We start from the raw sequence: 1,308 nt of genomic DNA, 5'->3' as shown, positions 1-1,308 counted from the left end.
ACCGGCCCTCGACTGCCGCCCCGGCCACTTCGCCCCCGTCCGGCCGGACTCGGTGCCCACCGGGGCCGAGGACGAGCGCGCCGGGGTCGAGCGGGCACGGGCGTTCGCGGACGCGTGCGGCGCGAAGTACGCCGACGTGCTGCCGTACATCGACACGGTGAGCACCGCCCGGGACATGGACGCCATCCGCGACGCCCTGGGCGCGAGCCGGCTCAACTACCTCGGCTACTCCTACGGCACCTACCTCGGGGCGGTGTACGCGCGGCTCTACCCGGAGCGGGTGCGGCGGTTCGCCCTCGACTCCGTCGTCAACCCGCGCGGTGTCTGGTACGAGGACAACCTCGCCCAGGACCGGGCCTTCGACGCCCGCCACAAGGCCTTCATGGCCTGGGTGGCCCGCCAGGACGCCACCTACCGGCTGGGCGCGGACCCGGCCGCGGTCGAGGCCGCCTGGTACCGGATGCGCGACGCCCTGCGGAGGACCCCGGCCGGCGGGAAGGTCGGGCCGGGCGAACTGGAGGACACCTTCCTGCCCGGCGGCTACTACAACGGCTACTGGCCGAAGCTCGCCGAGGCCTTCTCGGCGTACGTCAACGACGGCGACGCGGCCCCGCTGACCGCCGCCTACGCGAAGCTCGCCGCGGCCGACGCCTCGTCCGACAACGGCTACTCGGTCTACACGAGCGTCCAGTGCCGGGACGCCGCCTGGCCCCGCGACTGGGGCGTCTGGCGGAAGGACAACTGGGACGTGCACGCCAAGGCCCCGTTCGCCACCTGGAACAACGCCTGGTACAACGCTCCGTGCGCGTTCTGGCCGGTGGACTCGCTGACCCCGCCCGACGTCACCAACGACGAGGTCTCGCCGATCCTCATCCTCCAGGCGACGGACGACGCGGCCACCCCCTACGAAGGGGGCGTCGAGCTGCACCGGATGGTGCGCGGCTCCAGCCTGGTCGTCGAGCAGGGCGGACCGAACCACGGCGTGACACTGAGCGGCAACGCCTGTCTGGACGGTCACCTGGCGACCTACCTGTCGACGGGACGGGTGCCGCGCGGCGAGGCGGGGTCGGAGGCGGACGCGGTCTGCGAGACGCTCCCCGATCCCGAGCCGGCGAAGACCGCGGTGCGCCGCGGCGACGCGGCCACGGGCGCGGGCGGTACGACGCGGGGCGCCGTGCTGCACGGCCTCCTCGGCCACCGGGGCTGAGCCGACCGGGCCGGCCCGCCGCCCTCAGCCCCGGTGGCCGAGGAGGCCGTGCAGCACGGCGCCCCGCGTCGTACCGCCCGCGCCCGTGGCCGCGTCGCCGC

1 protein-coding gene is annotated in these 1,308 nt (G+C 75.0%); it reads left to right on the top strand.

From position 1 onward, the window contains the following. On the top strand, positions 1-1,207 hold a 1,207-nt coding region (locus EAO71_RS36870; RefSeq protein ID WP_147982138.1), incomplete at its 5' end, for an alpha/beta hydrolase. Positions 1,208-1,308 lie beyond the last annotated feature (101 nt).

Source organism: Streptomyces sp. MS191, from assembly GCF_008042125.1.
Taxonomy (GTDB): Bacteria; Actinomycetota; Actinomycetes; order Streptomycetales; family Streptomycetaceae; genus Streptomyces.
This window is presented reverse-complemented; position numbering and strand designations above follow the sequence as displayed.